A 23,834-nucleotide genomic window follows, 5' to 3' on the forward strand; every position below is an offset into this window, starting at 1 on the left:
TGGAGACGACGCGGAGCGGTCATCGCGTGGCGGCGACGCGGAGCACGATCTTCCCGCGGCCGTGCCCGGTCTCGATGGCGCGGTGGGCCGCGGCGGCCCGCGCCAGCGGGAACTCCTCCCGGACGTGCAGCTTGATCCTGCCCTGTGCGTACTGCTCCGCGACCTCCTCCAGTTGCCGGATGGACCGCTTCGGGGTCAGGGCCGGGATGCCGAGCTCCGCCGCGAGCTCGTCGTCGATCATGGTCCGGATGCGCTTCTTCTCCTTGACCAGGCCGACCGAGGCACGCAGGGTGTCGCCGCCGACGTTGTCCATGACGGTGTCCACGCCGCCGGGCGCGATGGCGCGGACCTGGGCGCTCAGCTCCGCGCCATAGGTCACCGGAACCGCGCCGAGGGAGGCCAGGTAGGCGTGGTTGGCCGGGCCGGCGGTGCCGATGACGGTGGTGGCTCCCCAGGCCAGAGCCAGTTGCACCGCGAAGGTGCCCAGGGCTCCGGCCGCCGCGTGGATCAGCACGGTGTCCCCGCGCGCCACCCCCATCTCGCTCAGGCACAGGTGCGCGCCGATGCCGTTGACGGCGAAGCCGCCGGCGATGTCCCAGGGGAGGCTCCGCGGCTTGCGCACCACCTGCTCCGCGGCGACCACCACATATTCGGCATACGCCCCCAAGGTGCAGAATCCGAGGACCTCGTCGCCCGTGGCGCTGCCGGTGACACCGTCGCCCACCTGGTCGACGACCCCGGCGAACTCGTTGCCCGGGATCACCGGGAAGGAGGTATCGACCGAGGGTGGCGCCCAGCCCCGCCTGATCCCCGTGTCGAAGTGGTTGACCCCGGCCGACAGCACACGGACGCGTACGTGACCCGGCCCGGCCTGGGGGATCGGCACGTCCATCAGGGCCAGCACCTCCGGCCCGCCGAACGACGACAGGGCCGCGGCCTTCATGGAGATCATTTCGTACTTCCCTTCCGGGGCAGGGCCCCGTCGCCGAGGACGGGCTGGGACGTGGAGGACGCAGGGGATGTGGCGGACCGGGTGGCGGCGACGGTGGCGCGGCCGTCCGGCAGGCGGGTCGCGATCGCCATCACGGCGACGGTCGTCAGGCCGGCGGCGATCAGCAGGGTCTGCACGCTCACCACATCGGCCAGCGGGCCGAACACGACCATGCTCGCCGGGGTGGCCAGCGCCGAGACGATGCTGACGTAGCTGAACACGCGGCCCTGCATGCCGGGTTCGACGCGCTCCTGGATCAGCGTCGTGAACGGCGCGGCCAGCAGCGGCGCCAGCAGGCCGAAGGCGAACATGAAGCCGTAGAACACCCACACGTTCGTGCTCAGCCCCATCGCCACGGTGACGGCCCCGAAGCCGTAGGTGGCGACCATGATCAGCCCGATCCGGCCGCGCTTGGCCAGCACCGTGGACATCAGGACCCCGCCGAGCAGCATGCCGGAGCTGAAGGCCAGCTCCAGGACCGTCAGCAGCCACTCGTCCGTGCCGAACGTACGGGCGACCATCAGCGGGGTGACGTACGAGGGCGCGACGGTGAGCAGGAAGGTGATCGCGTACACGCTGAGCAGCCAGCGTACGATCCGGTGCGTCCGCAGGTGGCGCATCCCCTCGACCAGGTCCTGCCGATACGTGGAGCGGGCCTCCGCCGCCCGCCGCAACGCCGGGACGGACACCCGCCCGAGCAGGGCGATGCCGATCAGCGCCGTGACCACGTCGAGGAAGAAGAGGGGGACGATGCCGAAGACGGCGAAGATCGCGCCCGCCGCGGCCGGGGCCAGCAGCGCCATCGCGGACTGGATGGTGTGGAAGATCCCGTTCACCCGCATGAGGTGCTCGCCCGGCACGATCTGCGGGATCATCGCTCGTACGGCAGGGGTCTGGACCCCGGCCCCGACCGACCGGACCGCCACGGCCAGCAGGACGATCCACAGGTCGTCGACCCCGTTGGCCATCAGCAACGCCAGCACCAGCGTCGCCAGGGCGATCCCGCCGTCGGCGGCCATCACCAGCGCGCGGCGGTCGACCCGGTCGGCGAGCACGCCTCCGAACAGCGCCACCACGCCCTGCGGCGCGAAGGCGGCCACGACGTAGAGGGCCATCGCCAGCCCGGAGCGGGTCTGGAGCGTCACCCACCACATCACCGCGTACTGCACGACCATCGAGCCGAACAGGGACATGGTCTGACCGGACACGAACAAGGCGACGTTGAGCCGCCAGGGGGATCTCATCGTTCCCCTCCCCGTTCTCATTTGTGCGGATCGATTCGCTCCGCACAATGCAAGCTAGCGCGGAGCGAAACGATCCGCAACTGCGTAAGATGGCCACCATGGGCTCGTCCAGACATCGCGCGGCGCGACAGGCCGAAGTGACGCAGAACGATCAGGCGATCTTCGAAGCGGCGCGGCGCGTCTTCGCGCGCGACGGCCGCCATGCGACGGTCGCGGCCATCGCCGAGGAGGCCGGCGTCGGCATCGGCAGCCTCTACCGCCGATACAGCGGCAAGGACCACCTCTTCCGCGCGCTGCTCGACCACTCCAACCGGCAGTGGGCCGAGGCGGCCGAGCGCGCCCTCGCCGACCCGGATCCGTGGCAGGGCCTGGCGGGCTTCGTCGTCGAATGCGTCGAGTTCGGCCAGGGCACCCTGGCTCCGCTGGCCGACGAGGTCGAGGCCGCTCCTGAGCCGGACGAGACGTCCCAGCGGGCCGACACGGCCTTCCAGGACATGATCCAGCGTGCGCATCACGCCGGTGCGCTCCGCCCGGACGTCACCGCCGTCGACATCATCCTGCTCATCGAGCAGCTCGGCAGATCGCCGCTCCTCGAACAGCTCCGCCTGCAAGGCCGGACTGACCTGCTGGACGACGCGCGGAGCGCGCGCCGCCGCATCGTCGCCGTCGCCCTCGACGGCCTCCACCATGCGCCCCCCACGGCCCTGCCGGGCGAACCTCCCACGCTCGGCCTCGTGGAAGCACGCTGGAGCACCCGCCCCGAGCGACGCGCCGCCCCCTGACGGTGCCACCCCCTGGCTGGGCCGGACGGGTCGCGGGTGCAGGACATCATCGCCGGCGGCCGGACGGCTCGCCGACGTTCCGCGACTACCCGGGCGTGGTGTCCCGGCGGGTGACGTGGCCGGTCAGCCGTTCCCAGTTGCCGGAGCCGATGGCGGCCTTCTCCGCCTCGGTGAACGGCGCCCGCTGAAGGAACGACCGGGCGACGCCGCCGCTGGTGTCCAGGAAGGGGAAACCGCCGGGCCGCGTCCCGAAGGTGTAGGGGTAGTCGGTGGAGTACAGCATGCGGTCCGTCCCGACGACCTCGGCCGTCCATCGCAGGTAGCGCTCGCTCACCGTGCCGCTGCCGGCCACCCAGAAGTTCTGCCGGAAATAGTCGGCCAGGGGCCGCTCCAGCTTCGCCATGTCGCGCAGGATCCCGATGTGGTCCAGGTAGAACAGGACGACCTCGCCCCAGTGCCCCGCGATCACCTGCAGGCCGGGGTGCCGGTCGAACACCCCGGAGAAGATCATCCGCAGATACTGTACGCCGAGGTCGTAGTACCAGCCCAGCCCGGCCGTCGCGAGCGCAGGGCCGACTCCGTGGGGGAGCCCCGAGTAGTACGCCTCCTGGACCGCCTGCACCGGGGTCTGCGGGTGGAAGTGCAGCGGCACCCCGAGCCGCTCGGCGGTGCCGTAGAGGTCGTCGAACTCCGGCGCGTCGGCCGGCTTGGCCCCGGTGCGCCCGTACAGCATCGCGCCGCGAAAGCCGAGCCGGCCGACCGCGCGCTCCAGCTCCGCCGCGGCGGAATCGGGCGAGGGCGTCGGGATGGCCGCCAGCGCCTGGAGCCGCTCCGGATGGGCGCCGACGACCTCGGCGAGCGCGTCGTTGGCCGCCCGCGCGACGCTCACGGCGTCGGCCGGGGCGAGGTTCTGCACGCCCGGTGTGGCCAGGGACAGCACCGCGACGTCGATGCCCTGGTCGTCCATGTCGGCCAGGCGCCGCTCGCCGGTTTCGCGCAGCCGCCGCGCGACCGGCTCGTCGCCGTAGCCGAGCTGGGGGATCTGGGGCACCCCCGCTCTCGCCCACGCGTCGAGGAGGACCGGCAGGACCACGTGTTCCTCGAGACCGACGATCCGCAACTTCTCCGACATGTCCACTCCTGTTTCCGTTGATATCCAGTTGAAGATAACACGGATAACATCAATGGAATCAAGTCGCTGGTAACGTTGATACATGCTTGATGGGCCGAATGCCGACGTCATCGCCGCCGCGGAGCCGGAGGTCGGCCGCGACCTCACCCGGCAGCGGGTCATCGAGGCCGCGGCGGGCCTGCTCGCCCGCGACGGGCGCGAGGCGGTGACCACGCGCGCGGTTGCGTCGGCCGCCGGGGTGCAGGCGCCGGCGATCTATCGCCTGTTCGGCGACAAGGACGGGCTGCTGGAGGCGGTGGCCGAGCACGGCTACGCCACCTTCCTGGCCGCCAAGCACGTGGACGCCCGCCCCCGGGACCCGGTCGACGACCTGCGCGCGGGCTGGGACCTCGCCGTCGGGTTCGGGCTGGCCAACCCCGAGCTGTACGCGCTCATGTACGGGGAGCCCAAACGCGGCACGGCGTCGGCGGCCTTCCACGCCGGCATGCGGATCCTGGTGGAGCGCATCCGCCGCCTGGCCGCCGCCGGCCGGCTCCGCGTGGAGGAGAGGCTGGCCGTCGCCCTCATCCATGCGACCGCGCGCGGGGCCGTGCTCACCTGGTTGTCGCTGCCCGCCGGCGAACGCGACCCGGCCCTGCTCACCACCATGCGCGAATCGATGGTCGCCGCCGTCACCAACGAGAAACCCGTCGTCGAGGACCCCGGTGTCGCCGGCGCCGCCCGTACCCTGCGGGCCCTGCTGCCCGAACAGACGGCGCTGAGCGGCGCGGAGCAGCACCTGCTCGGCGAATGGCTCGACCGCCTGGCCTCGGGCGGCTGAGTTCACACGATGCCGCCGCCGGTGTCGGACGCGACACCGGCGGCGCACCGCCTCAGCCTGGAGGCGATCAGCCGAACTGCTGGCGCCATTCAGGGGTTCTGAAGGAGCGTGAGCCGCCGCGCGGGTCGTTCAGCACCACCCGGGCGAACAGTTCGTCGCGGTCTCCCGGCCCGGGGTCCTCGTTGAGCCAGGACTTGGGGACGATCCTCTCGAAATCGGCGCTCAGACCGGCTTCCTGCGAGGCTCCGATCACGACGAGGCCGAGGTTGAACTCGGCGTTGTCGAAGAACGGATCCGCGCCGAAGATCTTGGTGACGAACGGGTTGCCGCCCGAGCCGTCGATGATGGCCTGCGCGTCCTGCACGCTCATGTGCACGTCGATGCCGACGTGGACCCGGTAGATGTCGTCTCCCAGCGCGTCGATCCACATGCAGACGTTGTGGCCGCCGGGGTCGCGCGCATTGCCGCAGAGCGGGCCGTCGGCGTGCGCGGGGGCCGCCAGGGCGGTGATCGCGGCGAGGGGCGCCACGACGAATGCCGCCAGGCGCAGCAGCCGGCGCCTCCCCCGTCCGTGCGATCGCGAGGTGGTGGTGCTCATGGGAGTTCCTTTGTCCCGGGCGCCGCTGGCCGGCGCCGCTGTCATGAGGGCGGGACAGGAGGGGACAGAAAGGGCCGGGACACGAGGTGACAGGCCGGGACAAGGGCGGGACAGGGCTCTGTGATACGTTCGCCCCGCTGTGCGGCACGACGACTGAAGGAGGTGAGACCGATCAACGCTGTGACGACAGGTCGGGCCTCCCTCCCACGCACGGTCTAGGGAGCGCCCGCACCAGGCACCCCGAAAGGCTTCGAAACGCCATGCGCTTCAGCTTGACCTCTCAGACGTCGGCCGACGGCGTCACCGAACAGTCCTTCACCCTGGGCGAGATCCCCGGCGTGCTGTTCACGCCGCGAGACGCCACCGGCCCACGCCCGCTGATCCTGATGGGACACGGCGGCGGCCAGCACAAGAGAGCCCCCGGAGTGGTGGCCGGCGCGTACCGGTTCGCCGCCGAGGGCGGGTTCGCCGTCGCCGCGATCGATGCCCCGAACCACGGCGACAGGCCGAAAAGCGAACGGTTCATCGAGTTCGCGGGCGACATGCGGGCCCGCATGGCCGCGGGGGAGAAGCCGGCCGAACTGGTCGCGACCATGCACGACCTGCTGGCCGGGCAGGCAGTCGACGACTGGCGGGCCGTGGTCACCGCGGTCCAGGAGCTCGGCCACGTGGGCGCCGGCCCGGCCGGCTATTGGGGGGTGTCGATGGGCTGCGGGTTCGGCGTGCCGCTCCTCGCCGCCGAACCCCGGATCCGCGCCGGGGTGCTGGGCCTGCTCGGCGTGCGCGGGCTGGCCGGGACCGCCGCCCAGGTGAGCGTGCCGGTGCGGTTCCTGCTCCAGTGGGATGACACGCGGGTCTCCCGGGAGGAGGCCCTGGCGCTGTTCGACGCCCTGGGGTCGAAGGAGAAGTCGCTGCACGCGAACCCCGGCGACCACGGGGGGATCCCCGCGTACGAGACCGACGACGCGCTGCGGTTCTTCGCCCAGCACCTGGGATGAGGCCGCCGCCTTGCGGCCCGCGACGTGCCGGCCGGGGCTTGTCCCCCGCCGGCGCGTCCGGCGTCCCTAGGCCGGGTCGCTGTCCGGGACCCTGAGAACGAACCGGACGCCCTGCGCCGATTCCTCGATGGTCAGCGTCCCGCCGTGCTGCTCGGCGATCTCCCTGGCGATGGGCAGGCCGAGGCCGGCGACGGCGGTGTCGCTGGTCCCGGCGGTGTCGGGCTGGACCAGGCTGTCGAACGCCGTCTCCCACCGGTCGGCCGGGATCCCGGCGCCGTCATCGGTGACCTGCAGCACGGCCTCGTCGCCGGCTCTGCGGAGGGCGATCGTCACCGCCGACGCGGTGCGGTCTTCGGCGTTGTGCACGAGGCTGGTGAGCAGCCGGGTCAGCAAGGGCCCGTCGCCGGTGGTCACTATCCCCGGCTGGACATCGCAGCTGACCCGGATCCGGAAGGTACGGCGCCGGAGCTCGGAGGCGATGAGGTCGCTGAAATTCACGCACTCTTTGACGATCTCGGCATCGGATTCGAGCCGGACGAGCGTGAGGTGGTCGGTGACGGTCGCCTCGAGCCGGTCGAGGCTGGCCTGCAGCGCGGTGAGGGTCTCGGCCCAGTCGGTCTCCCCGGGGTGGAGCCGCGCCTCCTCCATCCGCAGGCGCATGGCCGTGATCGGGCTGCGCAGGTCGTGGGCCAACAAGGTGAGGCATTGCAGCCGGGCACGGATTTCGCGTCCGCGCGTGCCGAACCTGCTCATTGTCGGAGCGTACCGAGGCGCGGAGACCCGGGGAGTGGAGAAAGCCGTGATATTGGCAAGCCTTTAACGGCGCGCCTGTGCGCCGCCGGTGGCGCCCGGTGCTTTCTTTGCTCCCGCGTGGCCTGATGACTCCGCGGCGATCATGCTTGATATGGCCGGTCGATGTCCGGTGATTGTCCTGGTTGAACGTCCGTCGACGATCGAGACTCGGGGTGGCGATGAAAGTGCGGAGGAGGGACTTTCCCTCCTGACGCCCGACCTAGGAGGGCGCGTTGCGGACAAGAACAATCGGGGCGGCACTCATGTTCGTCGTCGCGCTGGGCCTGCCGGGGGCGGTCTCCTCGGCTTCCGCCGCCGGCGCGGACACGGCGACCGCGAGAGATCTGTCCGACTGCCCGGGCGGTTACATGTGCGTCTGGACGGGGTCGAATTTCGACGGGCTCATGTATCGAGTGCTCCGCGTCCAGCCGGGTGACTGCAAAGTCATCATCCCCGGATATCGCTCGGCGTACAACCGGACGAGTTGGCCCCAGAAGCTCGCGGCGAGCAGCAACTGCACCGGTGGAATCGAACTCGGACCCGGTCAGAGTTTCGCCCTCGGTAATCCCACGAGATATTCCATCGGCGCCTGGCCATAGACCGTACGGGTTCGACGCGTAACGCCCCTGCCCCGGCCGTCGACACCGTGTGTGCCCGACGCCGTTCGGCATCATTCGTCCGGCCCCGGACGCGCGCAGAGCGCCCACCCGTCCGGGGCCGGGCCGCAAGCGCGCCAGGCGGTTCGGAAGGTCGGCGATCTGGGGGCGAGGGGCCCCTCGCAGCACGCGCGCGTCGGCCGGGCGGCCGTCAGTCGGTGATGACGACGACGCCCGACGGCTCGTCCAGCAGCTCCACCGTACGGTCGGCGGCGCGGTCGATCTGGACGCGAGGCTCCGCCGGGATCCGATCCTCGTGGTAGGTGCCCGGCCCGTAGAACTGCCCATAGCTGAGCACCACGCCGCCCTCGGCGAGCACGGCACGTTCCAGCTCGGCCACGGCCAGGGCGCCCGGCCCGTCGGGCAGTTGCCAGGCGATGCTCTGGACCAGGACCTTCGGCGAGCCGCTGCGCCGGGCCGCCTCGATCACGTTCTGGTTGCCCTCGGTCCGGATGCGGGCGTTCAGCTCCGCGTACTCGCCGATCTTCGCCGCCTCGTCGGGCAGGTCGGTCAGCTCGTTCAGAATGACGTCCGGGCCGAAGCCGGCAACCGCCTGGATCAGCGCGTCCCGGTCGAAGACGTCACACAGGATCGGCTCGGCGCCGAGCCGGGCCAGCTCCTCCGTCTTGCCGGGCGAGCGGGTCATGCCGCCGACCACGTGCCCCGCCTGAACCAGCCGGGGAATCAGCCGCCGCCCGAGCACGCCGGACGCGCCGGCCAGGAATATCCTCATGATCTCCCCTTGATCATCCGTTTCTGGGGCCAGCTTAGGCGTTGTAGCCGCCGTGGGCGTCCAGCACCGCGCCCGTGACGTACGACGCGGCGGGGCTCGCCAGGAACGCGATCGCCGCGGCGATCTCCTCAGGGCGGCCCACGCGCTGCAGGGACAGCGAGCCGAGTATGGCCTTGAGGGTTTCGGGGTCGGGCGGCTCCATCCCGCCCTCCATCAGCCCGGCCTCCACGACGTTGGCCGTGATGCCCCGGGATCCGAGGTCGCGCGCGACGCCCATGGTGTACCTCTCGACGCCCGCCTTGGTCGCCGAGTAGTCGGCGAGGCCCGGGATGCCGACACGGGTGCCGAGCCCGGAACTCACCGTGATGATGCGGCCGCCCGCGCGCATGACCCGGGAGGCGGCCCGGATGACGGCGATCACGCCGAGGTAGTTGGTGGCGTGCATCCGATCCAGCGCGGCGGTGTCGGCGTCCGGGTCGTCCACCGTACGGCCCTGCTCGGGCGAGATCGCCGCGTTGTTGACGAGGATGTCCAGGCCGCCGAAGCGCGCGACCACGTCGTCGATCAACGCCGGCGCCCGGCTCATGTCCGCCTGGTCGGACCTGACGGCGACGACCTTCGCCCCCGTGCCGCGCACCTCCTCGACGACGGCCCGCGCCTTCTCGTCGGAGCTGACGTACGTGAACGCCACGTCGGCGCCCTGCGCGGCCAGCAGCCGTACGGTCGCGGCCCCCAAACCCCGGGATCCTCCCGTGACCAGGGCCACCTTGCCCGTGAGCGGCTTGTCCATGGTTCCCACCTCGCTGATCGGTCTGCCTCTTGACGTTGTAACACTAATTGTTACGACATCCTGATCGCAACATTTGTTGTTACGACTGCGCCGTCGTAACGTAGAGCGGCACGATCGAGAGGAGGAGTTCATGAGCGCCAACAGCAGACTGACCATCGCCGCCCACGCGCTGGCCTGGATCAGCCTCTACCAGCGCCGGGGCCATGGGGTCGCCACCTCCGAGCAGATCGCGGCCAGCGCGAACACCAATCCCGTGGTGATCAGGCGGCTGCTCGGCGAGCTGCGCAGGGCGGGCCTCGTGGAGTCCCGGCGAGGCGCGGGGGCGGGCTGGTCGTTGGCGCGCGACCTGGAGTCGATGACCCTGCTCGACGTGTACGAGGCGGTCGAACCCGGCCCCCTGTTCGCGCTGCACCGCGCCACCCCGGACCAGAACTGCGTGGTGGGCCACGGCATCCAGCCGGCGATGCGGACCATCTACGAGGGCATCGAGGAGACCCTGCGGCGCGAGCTGGCCCGCGTCACGCTCGAGGACGTCCTCCGCGACGTCCTCGCGGCACCCCGCCAGGGCGCCGACCAGGAATGATCACCGCGGCCACGTGATCCTCGTGGTGGGATCGGGGGCACAGGAGCAGAACGCGCCCGTGCGGACGTTGCGTCGCAGGTGGGACCCGAGGGCCGGTTGATAGCGCGCCACTCGCTCGATGGCCGCGCTCTGGTGACGCTCACCCGCGCACGTTCGGCCGCCGAGGCCGCCTTGATCGTCGAACGTCTTCGCGGCTGGCATGCCGCCCCCCGGCGAATCCCACCCCGCTGCCCGGCGCGCGCCCAAGAGCGAGCGAAGCCAATGGTTCATTATGACTGACCGGTCAGTCATAATGAGGGCATGCCCAAGAGAATCGATCGGCTGGTGCGCCGGGAGGCGATCCTCGAGGCGGCCGTCCGCGTGTTCGCCCGCAAAGGCTTCGCCGGCTCGCGCATCGAGGACGTCGCCACAGAGGCGAACATCGCCAAAGGCACCGTCTACCTGTATTTCGACAGCCGGGAGGAGTTGCTGTCGGCCGCGTTCGAGGGATATGCCGCTCGTTCGGCCGCCGTGCTGAGCGATCTCGGCGCGGGGCCGCCGCTGGAGCGGCTGACCTGGCTGGTGCGCAGCGTGGTCGAGACGCTCGCCGCTCATCCCGACCACGCCCGCGTCCTGCTGGATGTGTGGTCCTCGGCCCGGAGCCGGACGGATGCGGCGTCGCCGCTGGACATGGCGCAGGTCTACCGCCACTACCGAGAGACGGTCGCGGGGTTGCTGCGCCAGGCCGGGGCGGAGGGTGACCTGCGGCCCGGCGTGGACGACCGGCACGCGGCGGTGATCGTGGGCGCGATCGAGGGCTGCCTGCTGCAGTGGCTGGTCGACCCGGCGCTTCCGCTTGCCGGACTGGCGGACACCATCGCCGAAATGTGCGTGGAAGGGGTCCGCGCGTGAACCTTGTCGACCGTATGGTCGCCCCCGGAGCCACTCGAGCGGAAGCCGGCCTCTCATTCGGCGCCGCCTTCGCCGGCGCGGCACTCGCCCTGGCGACGGCCCTGCAAGGCGGCATGCCCGCCCTGCCCGCGGCCCTTGTCACGGTGATCGCCTTCGACCTGTACGGTGGCGCCGTCGTCAACGCGACCTCCTCCGCGAAGCGCCACTACCACCGGCCGGACCGCACCGTCCGGCACCACCTGGCCTTCGTGGCGGTCCACGTTCAGCCCTTCCTCCTCGCCTGGGCGGTCCCCGGCTTCTCGTGGACCGCGGCCGTCGTCGTCTACGGCTCGGTCCTGGCCGGCGCGGTGTGCGTGACACTCGTCCCGGCCCCCTTGAGGCGACCCGCCGCCTTCGCCGCCACGGCGTTCGCGCTCGTCCCCGTCACCAGCCTGATCAGCGTCCCGCCCGAGCTCGCCTGGTTCGCCCCGCTCTTGCTCATCAAGTTGCTGCTCGCCCACCTGGTCCCTCCGTCGGCATCGTCCCCGCCGGCCTCAGGCGAACAGGCGGACACCGGCCGCAGCCGCCCTGAATATTGATCTTTCGGGCGCCTTGGGGCCGACAGGGCAATACGCTTCTCCGCATGTCTGCCGAACGGCTGCTCCAAAGCGGCACGCTGCCCTCCGGAACGTCCATCAACGACCTTGCGGTGGTCGAGGTGGACGGGCGCGCGTCGGTGGTCTGCGCGGACCGAAACAACGACGTGTGGACCTGGGACGTGGCCGAGGACGCGTGGACCGTACGCCCTCTGGAGGCTCTCAGGGAGTACGACGACGAAGAAGACGAGGAAGAGGAAGAGGACGAGGAGGACGACGGCGAGATCGCCCCGCACCTCTACCCCGACTTCATGTTCGTGGGCGCGGAGGTCGTCGGCGGCCGGGTGGTGCTGGCCACGGGCGGCCACCACCAGGGCCCGGCACTGTGGGACCTGATGAGCGGTGAGCTGCTCAGCGGTGTCATCCTGAGCCACGGCGGCGTCCACGCCCTGGACACGACCGTGCTGGACGGGCGGCTGGCCCTCGTCGCGGGCGCCTCCGGTCCCGATCACTTCGAGTGGGATCCGTCGTCCCCCGAGTGGATCGACGAGCGGTGCCGGGAGCTGCCCGGGCACGCGGACGACATGGGGGACGTCGCGGTCGGGCGGGCCGGTGGGCGGGTGCTCGTGGCGTCGGTGTCCGGCAAGGAGGTGCTGGTGACGGACCTCGAACGTGGCGAGCGGCGACACGCGCCGGTCGGCGCGGGGCTGTTCCGCGCCGTCGCGCTGACGGAGGCCATGGTGACGGCGGCGAACGACGACGGCGACCTGTGGCGCTGGAGCCTGGCCGACGCCAGGCCGGTCGGAGAGCCGATCGACGCGCACGAGAGCGGCATCCTGGCCATGGACGCCGCCACGATCGGAGACCGGACGCTGGCGGTGACGGGCGACGGGCACGGGACCGCGCGCGTCTGGGACCTGACCCGCGGCGTCCAGATCGGCGCGCCCCTGACCGGTCACACGGGCAGGATCGACGCGGTGACCATGACGGAGATCCGGCAACGCCCGGTCGTGCTGACCGCCGGCCAGGACGGCGTGGTGCGCGTGTGGGATCTCGCCCTCTGAAGCGGCGCGGCCGGAACTCCCTGGCCTCGACGCAAGAAATCTACATTGTAAAGGCGGGGCCCTCGGGCGGCACAGGTCAGTGACCCTGGAAAGCCTCCTCCAGCCACCATGAGCCCCGCTCGCGGGTGATCTTGGCGTGGACGAGCAGCGGCCGGTCGCGCGGGCCGTTCAGCCAGGTGGTCACGTCGTCGAGGTCCGGTACGGCGGTGACGGTGACGGCGGCGCAGCCGTACCCGCGCGCGATGGAGGCCAGATCGGAGGGCGGGAAGGTGACGGCGTCCAGGGGGTGGTCGGCGAAATGGTGCGCTTCGGCTCCGTACGCCTCGTCGTCGTAGACCACGATCACCATGGGCAGCCCGAGCCGGACCACCGTCTCCAGCTCCGCGATGCCCATCAGCGCGCCACCGTCGCCGAGGGCGGCGATCGGCAGGCGGTCGGGACGGGCCAGCGCGGCGCCCACGGCGGTGGCCAGGCCGAGGCCGACGGACTGGAAGCCCTGGGTGAGGCAGAAGCCGTTCTCGTCGGGGACGTCCATGAACATGGCTGGATATCCCATGAAATTTCCGGAGTCGGTGGCGACGATGCGCTCGTCCGGAAGCAGGTCGTCGAGGGCGATGGTGAGCGTTCTGGGGTCGATGCGGTCGTTGCCGCTCTCGTCCTCGTACGGCACGCTCCGCCAGGCGCGTTCGGCCGCGATCCGGTCGGCCGGCACCCGCGTACGGTAGCCGCGCAGCACCGGGTTCGACGGCCGGGACCCTCGGGGACGCAGTGCGCCGGCGACGGCGGCGGCCACGTCGGGAATGTCGCCGACCAGGCCCAGGGAGACCCTGCGGTGGGTGCCGATGGACTCCCCGTCCAGGTCGGCCTGGACGATCTCGGTGCCGGGCCCGATGAGCGCGCCGTGCCGGGTGGTCCACGGGTTGAGCGAGCAGCCCCAGGCCACCACGATGTCGGCGCCGCGGATGAGCCGGGCGGTCAGCGGGGAGGAGAAGCCTCCGCTGACGTCGAGGTCCCATGGGCTGCCGCGGAAGAGTCCCTTGGCCGCCGTGGAGGTGGCGAGCAACGCCCCGACGAGGTCGGCCAGCTCTTCGAGCTCGTGCCGGGCGCGCCGGGCGCCGCGTCCGGCGATGAACAGCGGTTTGTCCGACCGCATCAGCATCCAGGCCAGCGCCTCGGCCGCGCCGTCGGGCCACACGCGGGCCAGGGTGCCGTCCTTGCGTGCCGGGAGCGGGGGCGGTTCGTCCGCGGCGGGTGCGCCGTCGGCGTGCTGGACGTCCAGCGGGAGGTTGAGGAGCACGGCCCGGTGGTCGCGGGTCGCCGTCGCGTACGCGGCGGCGGTGGTGTCGGCGGCGGCGCCGGCGTCGTCGACCCGCATCGGCACGGCGCCGACCGCGGTGGCCAGGGCGGCCTGGTCGATGTGGGCGTTGGCGCGGGTGTCGGTGGCCTCGCCGGCGAGCACCATCAGCGGGGTGCCGCTCTTGGCGGCCTCGGCGAGCCCGGTGAGCGCGTTGGTCAGCCCCGGTCCCTGGTGCACGCTCACCACGCCGACCTTGCCGCTCATGCGGGCGTACGCGTCGGCCATCGTGGTGGCCCCGCCCTCGTGTCGGGCGGCGACGAATCGGGCGCCGCCGGCCACCAGCGCGTTCGTCACGTGGAAGTTGCCGCTGCCCACGACGCCGAACACCGTGTCCACGCCGAGCGCGGTCAGCGTGCGGCCCACCACCTCGGCGACGATCATCGCCCCGCCAGGCGGCCGGTGGCGGCTCGGGTCGGGCTCGTGGCGGGCGGCGATACGGGCGACGGTAATCGGGGGGTGAGGCCGGCGACCTCGATCGCATCCATAGCGCCTCACAGTAACGGCATAGCACCGGCTCCGGTGGCCGGAACGGCGGCCCCCATCGCCGTCATCGAAAAGCGCCCGCAATCGAGTTCGCGGCCCGGCCCGCCGTCAGGCGTTCAGGTCGCCCCCTCCCTACACCAGGGCCGTGACGCCCTCGTATTCGGCGACCGGGGCGGCGCCGGTGGCCTCGTACTGGAGCAGCAGCAGGCCGTTCGCCGTCACTTCGTGGCCGGCGAGCCGGAGGCCGACGGGGCTGCTCGGGTGGTCGAGCAGCCGCCGCCCGGAGCCGGTCACGGTGGGGGCGACGACGAGCCGGAGGGTGTCCACGAGGCCCGCCGCCAGCAGGGCGTTGCCGAGGCGGGCGCTCCCGTGGATCTGGAGCTCCCGTCCTGGCCGCGCCTTGAGCTCTCCTACGGTCTGGATCGGGTCGCCGCGCAGCACGGTCGTCGGGTGCCAGCTTCCCTCGGTGAGGGTGCTGGTCACGACGTATTTGGGCAGGGAGTTCATCCGCCCGGTGTACGGGTCGTCCGGGTCGGTGATCTGCGGCCAGTCGCGGGCGAACGCCTCGTAGGTCCGCCGCCCGAACAGCAGTCCGTCGGCGAGGTCCAGCCATTCGGAGGTACGCCGGACGAAGAGCTCGTCCAGGTGGGGCACCAGCCAGCCGCCCCGGGTGAAGCCGTCGCTGGTGTCCTCGGCCGGTGAGCCGGGGCCCTGGCTCACCCCGTCGAGGGTGACGAACTCCGTCAGGACGATCTTCATCGTGTGGCCTGGCTCTCCGCGACGGCGGCGAGTTGCCCGGTCACCGAGCCCCAGCCGTCGGCGAAGCCGAGTTTCTCGTGGAGGGTGCGGGCGGCCGGATCGCCGTGCCGGACGATGATCCGGTAGTCCGTGCCGTCGGGGTGGTCGCTCAGCGTGATCTCGGCCGTCATGACGACCGGCTCGGGGTTCGCGGGGCGCCAGTCGCTGTCGATCGCGTTGGTGAACACGATCCGCTCGAGTTCGTCGACGACGAGGAAGCTCGCGTTGACGTGCGGGACGAACTTCACCCCGTCGTCGCTCAGCCGCGTCACGAACGCGCCGCCGGGCCGGACGTCCAGGCGGTCGACGCGGCACACGGCGGGGGCCGGGGTCCACCACTTCTCCAGGTGGGACGGTGTGGTCCAGGCGCTCCACACGACGGCGCGGGGGGCGCGGATGACCCGGTTCAGGGTCAGGTCGAGATCGGGGTTCATGGTCGCTCGTCTTTCAGTTCGATCGCGAGGTTCTCGAGGCGGTCGGTTCGCTCTTCCCAGATCCGGCGCTGCTCGGCGAGCCAGTCGTCGACGAGGGCGAGACGGTCGCGGTTGAGCACGCAGGTGCGCACCCGGCCGAGTTTGACCGTGCGGATCAGGCCGTTCGCCTCCAGCGTCCGGACATGCTTCATGAAGGAGGGAAGGGTCATCGGGAAGTCGCGGGCGAGGTCGCCCACGCTCGTCGGGCCGCGGCCCAGGCGCCGGATGACGCCGCGCCGAGTCGGGTCGGCGAGGGCGACGAACACGCCGTCGATCTCGGCCGAATACTGTGCCATGCGGCTAAGTGTGTACCCTGCGAAACAGTTAGCGCAAGGGCAAAGTATCGGCCCGCACCGGGTGTTCAACGTGCTCATGTACGTCAGCTCGGTCGCCGGCCTGGCCGCCCTGGCCGGCTGGCTCACACTCTGGTACCGGCGGGCCCCGGTCCGGCCGGGACGGCTGCCCGGGGTGGCGGGCCGGGTACGCGGCGCGGTATCGCGGGGGCCAACGATGCCGCCGGTGGCAGGGGTGAGGCGTCCGGGGAGGCCTCGAACGACCGGATCGCGAGCGCGGCGAAGCGCCGGGAGGCGGCGACGGCGGTGGCCGGCGAGGTGGCGCGGATGCCGCCGTTGGCCATGAGGATGAGGATCAGGTCGTCCACCACGAAGTCGGGCCGCAGGCCGCCGGCGTCCTTGGCGCGGCGGGCCAGCTCGGCGATCGAGCGCAAGGCGTAGGCGCGGCCCGCGGCGAAGTCCACCGCGTCGGGGAAGGCCGACATGAAGGCCGCGGTGAAGCCCCCGTTGCGCGCGTGCAGCTCACAGATCCTCTCGATCACCAGGCGGAAGCCGTGCCACGGGTCGGGGTCGGCGAGGCCCTCGTCGACGATGGTCTGGCAGGCGTGCATCTGGTCCGTGAACGCCTCGGTGACCAGCGCCTCCTTGGTGGGGAAGTGGCGATACAGGGTGGCGGGGCCGACCCCGGCGCGGCGGGCGATCTCCCGCATCGGCGCGTTCAGGCCCTCGGCGGAGAACACCGCGCGGGCCGCGGCGAGGATGAGCTCGCGGTTGTCGCGGGCGTCGGAGCGCAGGGCGCGGGGCGGACGGCCGGTCATCGCCCTCACTTTAGCCAAACGGACGGCGGCGTCCGTCGCCACGGCCGAGTACTCCACTGTTTACATCTCGCGGGCGGTGCTTTATGAACAGATAGGCAGAGGAGGAATGACCATGCCCAGGCTTTCCCGCAGTGATTGGTACGACCTGTCCCGCGACATGAATTGGACACTCCGTTATGCGCGCGCGGAAGAGGTTTTTCCCGAGGAGCTTTCCGGCTCGCACGGGGTGACCGCCGAGGCGTGGGAACGATGGGACGAGCCCTATAAGATCGGTTACCGCGAATATGTCCACAACCAGGTCACCAAGGACACCACCACCTACTCGCTGAAGAACGCGGTCAGCCGGTCCAAGTTGTTCGACCGGCTCGATCCGGGGTGGAAATCGGTGATCCTCGCGCACTATGGCGCGATCACGATGCCCGAATACCTGGCCGCCATCGGGGAGGCCCGCATGGCGCGGTTCGGCCGCTCCGCCGCCTGGCGCAACACGGCCACCTTCGGCGCGCTGGACGAGATGCGGCACGGTCAGATCCAGGCGTTCTTCACCTACGGGCTGCTGGGCAAGGAGCCGCGCGCCGACTGGGCGCACAAGGCGTACCACACCGACAACTGGGTGGTGCTCGCCGCCCGGTCCCTGTTCGACGACATGTTCGTGGCCAACGACGCGGTGTCCATGGCGCTGCAGCTCACCTTCACGCTGGAGACCGGCTTCACGAACCTGCAGTTCCTCGCCATGGCGGCCGACGCGATGGACGTCGGCGACCTGGAGTTCGGCGCGCTGATCTCCAGCATCCAGACCGACGAGGCGCGGCACTCCCAGCAGGGCGAGCCGACCATCAGGGTCCTCATCGACAACGGGCACAAAGAATGGGGGCAATTCCTCATCGACCACATGTTCTGGCGCGCCTGGCGGGTCTTCGCGGTGCTCACCGGACTGTCGATGGATTACTACACGCCGCTGGAAAGCCGGCGGATGTCGTTCAAGGAGTTCATCGAGGAGTGGGTGGTCGAACAGTTCGCCCAGCAGTTCCGTGATTTCGGCCTCGACTATCCGTGGTATTGGGACGACTTCCGCCGTGAGCTGTCGTGGTTCCACCACGGCATTCATCTCGGCGTGTGGACTTATCGGCCCACCGTGTGGTGGAATCCGGACGCCGGCGTCTCCGCCGCCGAACGGGACTGGCTGGAGGAGAAATATCCGGGCTGGAACGACACTTTCGGCCGTAACTGGGATGTCATTCAGGACAATCTCCGGAACGGTGACGTGGCCGCGACGCTTCCCCAGACGCTGCCGATGATGTGCAACCTGTGCCAGATCCCGATCATCCGCGCGGCCGGGGTGCTGGCGGGCGCTCTCGACAGCCCCGCCCCGCTGCGGCACACCTACAAGGGCAAGACCTACCTGTTCTGCTCGGAGCCGTGCAAGTGGATCTTCACGCGGCGGCCGGAACGGTTCGCCGGGCACCGGTCGCTCATCGACCGGTTCCTGGGCGGCGACATCGACCCGCCCGACCTCGGAGGGGTGCTCGCCTACATGGGACTGTCCGAGGCCGAGCAGGGCGGCGACGCGACCGGTTACGCCTGGGCGACCCGGTGAGGAGGGGAGCGTACTCATGGCACCGCTGCCTCTCAGCGTGAGCTTCGACGGCGACATCACCGCGCTGCTGCTCGCCGTCGACGACCAGGACACCGCCGAGGCCGTCGGCCGGCAGATCGCCGCCCATGTCGTCGGCCGCCGGGTGCGCGACAGGGGCACCCCGATCCGGGTCCGGCACGACGGCCGGGTGCTGCCGCCCGGCCAGCGCGTCGGCGAGGCCGGGGTGCGCCCGCTGGACCACGTGGAAGCGTTCTTCGATGAGCCCTGACACCCCCGAACCGGCCTGGACCGGCGTCGCCACCCTCGACGAGCTGTGGGAGGGCGACATCGCCGAGGTGAGCGTGGGCGGCGACCCCGTGCTGCTGGCGCACCTGCCGGGCGGCGGGCTGCGGGCCTACCAGGGGCGGTGCCCGCACTCGGAGTACCCGCTGGCCGAGGGCGATCTGGACGGGCAGGTGCTCACGTGCGCGGCCCACGGCTGGGAGTTCGACCTGGCCACCGGTCAGGGCCGCAACCCTGACACCTGCCACCTGTACGCCTTCCCCGTCCGGCTCGAGGGCGAGCGGATCTACGTGGCCGTCCCCGCGGACGGACGGCCCCACCACAACCGATGCCGCGGATGAGGAGCACGCTCGTGGCCGACGACCGCAGACAGCTCGTGGGGCCGGTGGCCCGGGGATTCGACGCCGACGTCGTGGAGGCCCTGGTGACGGCCATCGAGAACGACAACCCCGGCACGACGATCCTCGTGGAGGACCACGGCGGCTACGTGCGCATCCACGCGCCCCGCCGGCTGCGCCTGACCCGCGCCAGCCTGGAGGAGGCCGCCGGCCGCCCCTTCCCGCTGGCCGGCCTCGAACCGGCGATCGCCAGCTTCGCCGGCCGCATGCGTTACGTCGGCGACGACGAACTCGTCTGGTACCTGTCCAGGGAGGACTGACCATGGCCACACCGCGCGGGCGGCGTACCTGGAGCATGTTCGAGGGCGAGCGCCGCAGGCCCAGCGAGTACGACATCGTCACCCGCGGCTTCCACTACCACGTCGGCAAGCGGCCGGCGCCCTTCGACCTCGACCCGGGCAGCCCCATCAACCAGTGGTACCTGCGGCACCGGGAAGGCTCCCCGCTGCGCGCCGGCGACTGGGAGGACTTCAAGGACCCCGCGCAGCTCAACTACCGGCGTTACGTGGCGCTGCAGCACGACCGGGAGATCTACATCGAGGGCGTCGTGGACGCCTTCGAGGCCGACGACCACGACGCGCGCCTCGACCCGGGGTGGGTGGCCGTGCTCGGCCGACTGTATCTACCGGCCCGCTTCGCCCTGCACGTCCTGCAGCTCACCAGCATGTACGTCGCCCAGCTCGGCCCCGGCACCGCCATCACCAACGCGGCCGTTTTCCAGGCCGCCGACGAACTGCGCGCCCTGCAGTGGATCGCCTACCGGGCCAAGTCGCTGTCGCTGACCCACGGCGCCGATCTCGCCGACGGACGCGTCGCCCGCGCCGTCTGGGAGGACGACCCGGCCTGGCAGCCCGCCCGCGAGGTGCTGGAGCAACTCCTGATCGCCTACGACTGGGGCGAGTCGTTCACCGCGCTCAACCTCGTCGTCAAACCCGCCCTCGACGCCGTGCTCAAGGGCTCCCTCGCCGACCTCGCGGTGGCCAACGGCGACGGCCTGACCGCGCAACTGCTGCGGGAGTCCGTCCGCGACACGGCGCGCGGCCGGGAGTGGAGCACGGCGCTGGCCCGCCACGCGGTGGCGGCGCGGCCGGAGAACCTGAAGGCCATGACCGACTGGACGCAGGACTGGCAGCCCCGTGCCGAGCGCGCGGTGACGGCCCTGGCGGCGCCTTTCGCCACCGCGCCGCGGCCCATGGAGCCGGCCACGGTGCTGGCCGCCGTGCCGGCGAGCATGTACGCCGCCTGAAGGCCGCCCAGGAGCGAGTCGGCGACACGGGGGAGCGGACACGTGGTCCGCCCATGCCCTGGACACGGTGGGGAGTCAGGCGCATCATCGAGACAAAATCCCGCATCGCGGTACTCGGTCTCCAAGTTAGGGGGAGGCATGGAGTTGACCGTCTGGTCACTGGTGTCCGATCTCGGAATCATCTGCGCCCTGCTGGTGATCGCGCAGATCCTGCGCGCCAAGGTGCGCCTGCTGCAGATGTCGTTCCTCCCGGCCAGCATCACCGCAGGATTACTCGGGCTGCTGCTCGGCCCCAACGTGCTGGACGTGCTCCCGTTCTCGGAGGTGGTCGGCCAGTACCCGGGCGTCCTGATCGTGCTGATCATGAGCGCGGTCCCGCTCGGGCACGCGCTGCGCGGCGGGCGCCGCGTGGCGGCCCGCGTGGGCGCGCTCTACTCCTACTCCCAGGCGGGCGAGGTCTTCATGTGGGGCCTCGGGCTGGCGCTCGGGCTGGCCCTGCTCGGCCCCCTCTTCGGCGTGCCCGACGGCTTCGGGCTGCTGCTGGCGCTGGGCTGGGCGGGCGGCTTCGGCACCGCGGCGGCGGCCGGGTCGGCGTTCGAGGAGCGCGGCTGGGCGGAGGCCACCTCGCTCGGCTACACCGCCGCCACCATGGGCGTGCTCGTGTGCATCGTGGGCGGCCTGATCCTGACGAAGTGGGCCGCGCGCAGGGGCACGGCCGGGGTACTCACCCGCTTCGACGAGCTGCCCACGGAGCTCAGGACCGGGGTGGTGCCGGAGGCGGAGCGGCGCTCGATCGGCACGGGCACGCTGTCCCCGAGCTCGCTGGAGTCGCTGACCCTGCACCTCGGCCTGATCCTCATCCCCGCGGTCGCCGGCTACTGGCTGGGCCGGTATCTGAGCGGCCTGTGGCCGGAGATCTCCATCCCGGTGTTCGCGCTGGGGTTCGTGGCCGGTCTGGCGCTCCAGGGGCTCATCACCGTCACCCGCACCGGCCGGCACGTGGACCGGGAGACGATCACCACGCTCAGCGGCACGTTCTCCGACCTGCTCGTCGCCTTCGCCATCACCTCCATCGTGCCGCGGGTCGTGGCGGACAACGCCGTCCCGCTGGCCGTGCTGCTGCTGTTCGGGCTGGCCTACTGCGTGGTGCTGCTGCTGTTCGTCACCCCGGTGTTCTTCCGGCGGCGCTGGTACGAGCGCGGCATCTTCACCTGGGGCTGGATGACGGGCTCCGTCGCGACCGGCCTCGCGCTGCTGCGCATCGTGGACCCGCGCAACCGCAGCCGCACGCTGGAGGACTTCGGGCTGGCCTACCTGGGCGTCGCCCCGGTCGAGATCCTGCTGATCACCTCGGCGCCGATCGTGGTCACCGCCGGCTACGCCTGGGGCCTGGCGGGCGCGTGCCTGGCCTTCGGCGTCGTCACGCTCGTCGTCGCGCGGGTCCTCGGCTGGTGGGGCGTGCCCGCCGACGACGTGCCCGGGGAGAGCGTGCCCGGGGAGAGCGCGCCCGCCCCCTCCCAAGAGGTGCAGCAGTGAGCGGCTCGGTGTGGCACCCCATGTCGGGGTACGACCCGCAGGACCGCAGGACCGTCATGGTGTCCGGGGACGGCGTCTGGGTCACCGACGACGCCGGCCGGCGCTACCTCGACGCCAAGTCGGGCCTGTGGTGCGTCAACGCGGGGTACGGCCGCGACGAGCTGGCCGAGGTGGCCCGCGAACAGCTCAGGACGCTGCCGTACTATCCGCTGACCGACGCCCACCTGCCCGCGCTGCGGCTCGGCGAGAAGCTCGGCGAGTGGCTCGGCGGCGGCTACGTCTTCTTCTTCTCCAACTCCGGCTCCGAGGCCAACGAGGTGGCTTTCAAGATCGCCCGCCAGTACCACCAGCAGGCCGGGGAGCCGTACCGGTGGAAGATCATCTCGCGCTACCGCGCCTACCACGGCCAGACGCCCGGCGCGCTGGCCGCGACCGGGCAGAACGAGCGCCGGTACGGCTACGAGCCGCTGCCCGGCGGATTCGTGCACGTCGCGCCGCCCGACCCGTACCGCTGCCACCTGTGCGAGGGCGCCTGCTCGCTGCGGTGCGCGGCCGAGGTCGAGCGGGTCATCGGGTGGGAGCTGCCGGAGACCGTGGCCGCGGTCATCGCCGAGCCGGTCATCAGCGGTGGCGGGGTGATCGTGCCGCCGGACGGCTACCTCGCCGCCGTGGCCGGGTCCTGCGCGCGCTCCGGCGCGCTGCTCATCGTGGACGAGGCGATCTGCGGCTTCGGCCGCACCGGACGGCGTTTCGGGTACGAGCACTCCGGGATCACGCCGGACATCGTCACCATGGCCAAGGCCGTCGCCAACGGGTACTTCCCGCTGGCCGTCACGGCCGTCCGCCGCGAGATCCACGAGCGGTTCGCCGCCACCGGGTACGGCAGGCTGCGGCACATCAACACCTTCGGCGGCCACCCCGCGGGCTGCGCCGTCGCGCTGCGGACCATGGAGATCATGGACCGCGAGGAGCTCCCGCGCCGGGCGGCGGAGTCGGGGGCGGCGCTGGCCGGGCGGCTGAAGGCGCTGTCGGCCCTGCCGCACGTGGGCGACGTACGCGGCCTCGGCCTGCTGGCGGGCATCGAGCTGGTCGCGGACCGCGCGTCCAGGCGCCCGGTCGGCGCCGACGTCACCCGGCGGGTCGTCGCGGCCTGCCGGGATCGCGGCGTCATCGTCGGCATGAACGCCGGCACCGCCGCAGGCCTCGCCAACGTGATCATGATCGGCCCGCCGCTCATCGCCCGCGAGGACGAGCTGGACCTGATCGCGACCACCCTGGAGGAGGCCCTCCAGGCCGTGCCGCCGCCCGGCTGAACCGGCCCGCCGGCCCGCCCGCTCCCACGCCGCGAGCGACCGCCCGCCCTCACCGCCTGCCCTGACCGCCCGCCCTGACCGCCCGTTCTCACCGCTCGTCCCTCACCGCCCGTCTTCACCGCCCGTCCGGGTCTCCCCGCCGCCCCCTCGTGGCCGCCCGGCCGGCCACGTCCGTCACCCACGCGCGGACGGTCATCCCGACCCGCGCCCCGCTCTCCGCCGCGGCCCGGTTCACCGCGGAGATCACGCCGTCCTCGTACGTGGAGCGGCCGTCGCCGATGCGGGCGCTGCCGGCCGCGACGGTCGCCGCGGGGACGCCGCGCAGGTCCAGCACCGGCAGCCGGGTCCGGCCCGCGCCCCCCGCGTCGTTGAACACCACGGCCACGGCGTCCGCGCGGAGCGCCGTCTCCGCCCGGCCGCCCAGCAGCGCGCCGTGGGAACCCGTCACCAGCACGCGGCCGGCGTCCTGCGGCCCGGCGAGGGAGGCGGAGTCCAGCGCCCACACCTGCACCGGGCCGTCGGCGACCAGGTGACGCGCCTCCGCCGGCGGTCGCCGCGCGCGGGCCCGCCACGGCGCCGTCCCCAGCACGC

The 23,834-nt window shown here is 71.7% G+C and carries 27 protein-coding genes and 1 pseudogene; 15 read left to right on the forward strand and 13 right to left on the reverse strand.

The window, feature by feature from the left end; genetic code table 11:
- Window positions 1-19: 19 nt before the first annotated feature.
- Both AB0I15_RS46900 and AB0I15_RS46905 read right to left on the reverse strand, forming a co-directional pair.
- The gene (locus AB0I15_RS46900) at window positions 20-952 is read right to left on the reverse strand and encodes an NADP-dependent oxidoreductase (RefSeq protein WP_358111905.1); all 933 of its coding nucleotides are present in this window, start codon (window positions 950-952) and stop codon (window positions 20-22) included.
- Window positions 949-2,235, reverse strand: coding sequence for an MFS transporter (locus tag AB0I15_RS46905; protein WP_358111908.1), 1,287 nt, complete (start codon window positions 2,233-2,235; stop codon window positions 949-951). The genes AB0I15_RS46900 and AB0I15_RS46905 overlap by 4 nt, the downstream gene beginning before the upstream one ends.
- A 98-nt stretch (window positions 2,236-2,333) precedes the next feature.
- On the opposite strand from AB0I15_RS46905, the gene AB0I15_RS46910 reads away from it, so the two are divergent.
- The gene (locus AB0I15_RS46910) at window positions 2,334-3,017 is read left to right on the forward strand and encodes a helix-turn-helix domain-containing protein (protein ID WP_358111911.1); all 684 of its coding nucleotides are present in this window, start codon (window positions 2,334-2,336) and stop codon (window positions 3,015-3,017) included.
- Between the two features lie 85 nt (window positions 3,018-3,102).
- On the opposite strand, the gene AB0I15_RS46915 is transcribed toward AB0I15_RS46910, so the two are convergent.
- Entirely contained in the window at window positions 3,103-4,149 is a 1,047-nt protein-coding gene (locus tag AB0I15_RS46915; protein ID WP_358111914.1) for an amidohydrolase family protein, read from the reverse strand.
- 82 nt (window positions 4,150-4,231) lie between these two features.
- Between AB0I15_RS46915 and AB0I15_RS46920 the strand changes: the two genes are divergently transcribed.
- The gene (locus AB0I15_RS46920) at window positions 4,232-4,969 is read left to right on the forward strand and encodes a TetR/AcrR family transcriptional regulator (protein WP_358111917.1); all 738 of its coding nucleotides are present in this window, start codon (window positions 4,232-4,234) and stop codon (window positions 4,967-4,969) included.
- A 67-nt stretch (window positions 4,970-5,036) separates the two neighbouring features.
- Here AB0I15_RS46920 and AB0I15_RS46925 read toward each other — a convergent pair whose 3' ends face one another.
- Window positions 5,037-5,567 carry a hypothetical protein gene (locus tag AB0I15_RS46925; protein ID WP_358111920.1) on the reverse strand — a complete coding sequence of 177 codons (531 nt, stop codon included), beginning with the start codon at window positions 5,565-5,567 and terminating at the stop codon, window positions 5,037-5,039.
- Window positions 5,568-5,839: 272 nt separating this feature from the next.
- On the opposite strand from AB0I15_RS46925, the gene AB0I15_RS46930 reads away from it, so the two are divergent.
- Window positions 5,840-6,565 (forward strand): alpha/beta hydrolase, encoded by a 726-nt coding sequence (locus AB0I15_RS46930; protein ID WP_358111923.1) that lies wholly within the window; start codon window positions 5,840-5,842, stop codon window positions 6,563-6,565.
- Window positions 6,566-6,631: 66 nt separating this feature from the next.
- On the opposite strand, the gene AB0I15_RS46935 is transcribed toward AB0I15_RS46930, so the two are convergent.
- Window positions 6,632-7,318, reverse strand: coding sequence for a HAMP domain-containing sensor histidine kinase (locus tag AB0I15_RS46935; protein ID WP_358111925.1), 687 nt, complete (start codon window positions 7,316-7,318; stop codon window positions 6,632-6,634).
- 302 nt (window positions 7,319-7,620) lie between these two features.
- Here AB0I15_RS46935 and AB0I15_RS46940 point away from each other — a divergent pair, with 302 nt between their 5' ends.
- On the forward strand, window positions 7,621-7,956 hold the full coding sequence (locus AB0I15_RS46940; protein WP_358111989.1) for a peptidase inhibitor family I36 protein: 336 nt from the start codon (window positions 7,621-7,623) through the stop codon (window positions 7,954-7,956).
- Window positions 7,957-8,164: 208 nt separating this feature from the next.
- Here AB0I15_RS46940 and AB0I15_RS46945 read toward each other — a convergent pair whose 3' ends face one another.
- Both AB0I15_RS46945 and AB0I15_RS46950 read right to left on the reverse strand, forming a co-directional pair.
- On the reverse strand, window positions 8,165-8,746 hold the full coding sequence (locus AB0I15_RS46945) for an NAD-dependent epimerase/dehydratase family protein (RefSeq protein WP_358111928.1): 582 nt from the start codon (window positions 8,744-8,746) through the stop codon (window positions 8,165-8,167).
- 34 nt (window positions 8,747-8,780) lie between these two features.
- A complete protein-coding gene (locus tag AB0I15_RS46950; protein ID WP_358111931.1) occupies window positions 8,781-9,536 on the reverse strand; it encodes an SDR family oxidoreductase in 756 nt (251 codons plus the stop codon).
- A 130-nt stretch (window positions 9,537-9,666) separates the two neighbouring features.
- On the opposite strand from AB0I15_RS46950, the gene AB0I15_RS46955 reads away from it, so the two are divergent.
- The 4 genes from AB0I15_RS46955 (at window position 9,667) to AB0I15_RS46970 (ending at window position 12,649) form a co-directional block, all read left to right on the forward strand.
- The gene (locus AB0I15_RS46955; protein WP_358111934.1) at window positions 9,667-10,119 is read left to right on the forward strand and encodes an Rrf2 family transcriptional regulator; all 453 of its coding nucleotides are present in this window, start codon (window positions 9,667-9,669) and stop codon (window positions 10,117-10,119) included.
- A gap of 300 nt (window positions 10,120-10,419) precedes the next feature.
- Window positions 10,420-11,010 carry a TetR/AcrR family transcriptional regulator gene (locus AB0I15_RS46960; RefSeq protein ID WP_358111937.1) on the forward strand — a complete coding sequence of 197 codons (591 nt, stop codon included), beginning with the start codon at window positions 10,420-10,422 and terminating at the stop codon, window positions 11,008-11,010.
- Window positions 11,007-11,588, forward strand: coding sequence for a hypothetical protein (locus AB0I15_RS46965; RefSeq protein ID WP_358111940.1), 582 nt, complete (start codon window positions 11,007-11,009; stop codon window positions 11,586-11,588). The genes AB0I15_RS46960 and AB0I15_RS46965 overlap by 4 nt, the downstream gene beginning before the upstream one ends.
- A gap of 44 nt (window positions 11,589-11,632) precedes the next feature.
- Window positions 11,633-12,649 carry a hypothetical protein gene (locus AB0I15_RS46970; protein ID WP_358111943.1) on the forward strand — a complete coding sequence of 339 codons (1,017 nt, stop codon included), beginning with the start codon at window positions 11,633-11,635 and terminating at the stop codon, window positions 12,647-12,649.
- Between the two features lie 76 nt (window positions 12,650-12,725).
- On the opposite strand, the gene AB0I15_RS46975 is transcribed toward AB0I15_RS46970, so the two are convergent.
- The 5 genes from AB0I15_RS46975 to AB0I15_RS46995 all read right to left on the reverse strand — a co-directional run bounded on the left by AB0I15_RS46975 (window position 12,726) and on the right by AB0I15_RS46995 (window position 16,871).
- Window positions 12,726-14,387 carry a thiamine pyrophosphate-binding protein gene (locus tag AB0I15_RS46975; RefSeq protein WP_358111946.1) on the reverse strand — a complete coding sequence of 554 codons (1,662 nt, stop codon included), beginning with the start codon at window positions 14,385-14,387 and terminating at the stop codon, window positions 12,726-12,728.
- Between the two features lie 234 nt (window positions 14,388-14,621).
- The gene (locus AB0I15_RS46980; protein WP_358111949.1) at window positions 14,622-15,248 is read right to left on the reverse strand and encodes a dihydrofolate reductase family protein; all 627 of its coding nucleotides are present in this window, start codon (window positions 15,246-15,248) and stop codon (window positions 14,622-14,624) included.
- Window positions 15,245-15,721, reverse strand: coding sequence for an SRPBCC domain-containing protein (locus AB0I15_RS46985; protein WP_358111952.1), 477 nt, complete (start codon window positions 15,719-15,721; stop codon window positions 15,245-15,247). The genes AB0I15_RS46980 and AB0I15_RS46985 overlap by 4 nt, the downstream gene beginning before the upstream one ends.
- Window positions 15,718-16,056 carry a metalloregulator ArsR/SmtB family transcription factor gene (locus AB0I15_RS46990; protein ID WP_358111955.1) on the reverse strand — a complete coding sequence of 113 codons (339 nt, stop codon included), beginning with the start codon at window positions 16,054-16,056 and terminating at the stop codon, window positions 15,718-15,720. Before AB0I15_RS46990 ends, AB0I15_RS46985 begins: the two co-directional genes overlap by 4 nt.
- A 122-nt stretch (window positions 16,057-16,178) precedes the next feature.
- Window positions 16,179-16,871, reverse strand: a complete 693-nt coding sequence (locus tag AB0I15_RS46995; protein ID WP_358111957.1) for a helix-turn-helix domain-containing protein — start codon at window positions 16,869-16,871, stop codon at window positions 16,179-16,181.
- A gap of 112 nt (window positions 16,872-16,983) precedes the next feature.
- On the opposite strand from AB0I15_RS46995, the gene AB0I15_RS47000 reads away from it, so the two are divergent.
- From AB0I15_RS47000 to AB0I15_RS47030, 7 genes are all read left to right on the forward strand, one after another.
- Window positions 16,984-18,468 (forward strand): YHS domain-containing protein, encoded by a 1,485-nt coding sequence (locus AB0I15_RS47000; RefSeq protein ID WP_358111960.1) that lies wholly within the window; start codon window positions 16,984-16,986, stop codon window positions 18,466-18,468.
- A gap of 16 nt (window positions 18,469-18,484) precedes the next feature.
- Complete coding sequence (locus AB0I15_RS47005) at window positions 18,485-18,736, forward strand: toluene-4-monooxygenase system B family protein (RefSeq protein WP_358111963.1); 252 nt, start codon at window positions 18,485-18,487, stop codon at window positions 18,734-18,736.
- A complete protein-coding gene (locus AB0I15_RS47010; protein ID WP_358111966.1) occupies window positions 18,726-19,091 on the forward strand; it encodes a Rieske 2Fe-2S domain-containing protein in 366 nt (121 codons plus the stop codon). Before AB0I15_RS47005 ends, AB0I15_RS47010 begins: the two co-directional genes overlap by 11 nt.
- On the forward strand, window positions 19,088-19,408 hold the full coding sequence (locus AB0I15_RS47015) for an MmoB/DmpM family protein (protein ID WP_358111969.1): 321 nt from the start codon (window positions 19,088-19,090) through the stop codon (window positions 19,406-19,408). The genes AB0I15_RS47010 and AB0I15_RS47015 overlap by 4 nt, the downstream gene beginning before the upstream one ends.
- A gap of 2 nt (window positions 19,409-19,410) precedes the next feature.
- Window positions 19,411-20,394 (forward strand): aromatic/alkene monooxygenase hydroxylase subunit beta, encoded by a 984-nt coding sequence (locus AB0I15_RS47020; RefSeq protein WP_358111972.1) that lies wholly within the window; start codon window positions 19,411-19,413, stop codon window positions 20,392-20,394.
- 138 nt (window positions 20,395-20,532) lie between these two features.
- Window positions 20,533-21,930: a sodium/glutamate symporter gene (locus tag AB0I15_RS47025; RefSeq protein WP_358111975.1), complete on the forward strand. Its 1,398-nt coding sequence runs from the start codon at window positions 20,533-20,535 to the stop codon at window positions 21,928-21,930.
- On the forward strand, window positions 21,927-23,243 hold the full coding sequence (locus AB0I15_RS47030) for an aminotransferase (protein ID WP_358111978.1): 1,317 nt from the start codon (window positions 21,927-21,929) through the stop codon (window positions 23,241-23,243). The genes AB0I15_RS47025 and AB0I15_RS47030 overlap by 4 nt, the downstream gene beginning before the upstream one ends.
- Before the next feature lie 115 nt (window positions 23,244-23,358).
- On the opposite strand, the pseudogene AB0I15_RS47035 reads toward AB0I15_RS47030, so the two are convergent.
- Window positions 23,359-23,834, reverse strand: a pseudogene (locus tag AB0I15_RS47035) (hypothetical protein); the annotation flags it as partial.

It is taken from the genome of Nonomuraea sp. NPDC050643, from assembly GCF_040654715.1.
Taxonomy (GTDB): Bacteria; Actinomycetota; Actinomycetes; order Streptosporangiales; family Streptosporangiaceae; genus Nonomuraea.

What these genes read in the sequence shown, in the direction of transcription:
- AB0I15_RS46900 (WP_358111905.1), bottom strand. Translation starts at nt 952, where the DNA reads ATGATCTCCATGAAGGCCGCGGCCCTGTCGTCGTTCGGCGGGCCGGAG.
- AB0I15_RS46905 (WP_358111908.1), bottom strand. Translation starts at nt 2,235, where the DNA reads ATGAGATCCCCCTGGCGGCTCAACGTCGCCTTGTTCGTGTCCGGTCAG.
- AB0I15_RS46910 (WP_358111911.1), top strand. Translation starts at nt 2,334, where the DNA reads ATGGGCTCGTCCAGACATCGCGCGGCGCGACAGGCCGAAGTGACGCAG.
- AB0I15_RS46915 (WP_358111914.1), bottom strand. Translation starts at nt 4,149, where the DNA reads ATGTCGGAGAAGTTGCGGATCGTCGGTCTCGAGGAACACGTGGTCCTG.
- AB0I15_RS46920 (WP_358111917.1), top strand. Translation starts at nt 4,232, where the DNA reads ATGCTTGATGGGCCGAATGCCGACGTCATCGCCGCCGCGGAGCCGGAG.
- AB0I15_RS46925 (WP_358111920.1), bottom strand. Translation starts at nt 5,567, where the DNA reads ATGAGCACCACCACCTCGCGATCGCACGGACGGGGGAGGCGCCGGCTG.
- AB0I15_RS46935 (WP_358111925.1), bottom strand. Translation starts at nt 7,318, where the DNA reads ATGAGCAGGTTCGGCACGCGCGGACGCGAAATCCGTGCCCGGCTGCAA.
- AB0I15_RS46940 (WP_358111989.1), top strand. Translation starts at nt 7,621, where the DNA reads ATGTTCGTCGTCGCGCTGGGCCTGCCGGGGGCGGTCTCCTCGGCTTCC.
- AB0I15_RS46945 (WP_358111928.1), bottom strand. Translation starts at nt 8,746, where the DNA reads ATGAGGATATTCCTGGCCGGCGCGTCCGGCGTGCTCGGGCGGCGGCTG.
- AB0I15_RS46950 (WP_358111931.1), bottom strand. Translation starts at nt 9,536, where the DNA reads ATGGACAAGCCGCTCACGGGCAAGGTGGCCCTGGTCACGGGAGGATCC.
- AB0I15_RS46955 (WP_358111934.1), top strand. Translation starts at nt 9,667, where the DNA reads ATGAGCGCCAACAGCAGACTGACCATCGCCGCCCACGCGCTGGCCTGG.
- AB0I15_RS46960 (WP_358111937.1), top strand. Translation starts at nt 10,420, where the DNA reads ATGCCCAAGAGAATCGATCGGCTGGTGCGCCGGGAGGCGATCCTCGAG.
- AB0I15_RS46970 (WP_358111943.1), top strand. Translation starts at nt 11,633, where the DNA reads ATGTCTGCCGAACGGCTGCTCCAAAGCGGCACGCTGCCCTCCGGAACG.
- AB0I15_RS46975 (WP_358111946.1), bottom strand. Translation starts at nt 14,387, where the DNA reads ATGATCGTCGCCGAGGTGGTGGGCCGCACGCTGACCGCGCTCGGCGTG.
- AB0I15_RS46980 (WP_358111949.1), bottom strand. Translation starts at nt 15,248, where the DNA reads ATGAAGATCGTCCTGACGGAGTTCGTCACCCTCGACGGGGTGAGCCAG.
- AB0I15_RS46985 (WP_358111952.1), bottom strand. Translation starts at nt 15,721, where the DNA reads ATGAACCCCGATCTCGACCTGACCCTGAACCGGGTCATCCGCGCCCCC.
- AB0I15_RS46990 (WP_358111955.1), bottom strand. Translation starts at nt 16,056, where the DNA reads ATGGCACAGTATTCGGCCGAGATCGACGGCGTGTTCGTCGCCCTCGCC.
- AB0I15_RS46995 (WP_358111957.1), bottom strand. Translation starts at nt 16,871, where the DNA reads ATGACCGGCCGTCCGCCCCGCGCCCTGCGCTCCGACGCCCGCGACAAC.
- AB0I15_RS47000 (WP_358111960.1), top strand. Translation starts at nt 16,984, where the DNA reads ATGCCCAGGCTTTCCCGCAGTGATTGGTACGACCTGTCCCGCGACATG.
- AB0I15_RS47005 (WP_358111963.1), top strand. Translation starts at nt 18,485, where the DNA reads ATGGCACCGCTGCCTCTCAGCGTGAGCTTCGACGGCGACATCACCGCG.
- AB0I15_RS47010 (WP_358111966.1), top strand. Translation starts at nt 18,726, where the DNA reads ATGAGCCCTGACACCCCCGAACCGGCCTGGACCGGCGTCGCCACCCTC.
- AB0I15_RS47015 (WP_358111969.1), top strand. Translation starts at nt 19,088, where the DNA reads ATGAGGAGCACGCTCGTGGCCGACGACCGCAGACAGCTCGTGGGGCCG.
- AB0I15_RS47020 (WP_358111972.1), top strand. Translation starts at nt 19,411, where the DNA reads ATGGCCACACCGCGCGGGCGGCGTACCTGGAGCATGTTCGAGGGCGAG.
- AB0I15_RS47025 (WP_358111975.1), top strand. Translation starts at nt 20,533, where the DNA reads ATGGAGTTGACCGTCTGGTCACTGGTGTCCGATCTCGGAATCATCTGC.